Source organism: Acidovorax facilis, from assembly GCF_023913775.1.
Taxonomy (GTDB): Bacteria; Pseudomonadota; Gammaproteobacteria; order Burkholderiales; family Burkholderiaceae_C; genus Acidovorax; species Acidovorax facilis.
Window position 1 is genome coordinate 1 of sequence record NZ_JAMXAX010000374.1, and the last position, 255, is coordinate 255.

A 255-nucleotide genomic window follows, 5' to 3' on the forward strand; every position below is an offset into this window, starting at 1 on the left:
GGGCCAGGCGCTCGATGTTTGCCAGCGAGACGTTCCACTTGCAGCGCTCGATGGCCGACACGTAGGTGCGGTCCAGTTCGCACTCGTGGGCCAGACGCTCCTGGGACCACTCTTTCTGCACGCGCAACAGCCGCACCCAGTACGCGAGGACTTCGCGCAGGTTGGTCGGATCGGGCAGCCGTGTGGGTGGTGTGGGTCTGGCAGGCACCGCGCAAGGATGCGGTTCTGCTTTATTTGCATCTACGGAGTTTGCTT

General features: G+C 63.1%; 1 protein-coding gene. It reads right to left on the bottom strand.

The genetic code is table 11. The features are described 5' to 3' along the window. A partial coding sequence (locus NFX52_RS31540; protein WP_252636037.1) for a helix-turn-helix domain-containing protein occupies positions 1-208 on the bottom strand: 208 nt, incomplete at its 3' end. Positions 209-255 lie beyond the last annotated feature (47 nt).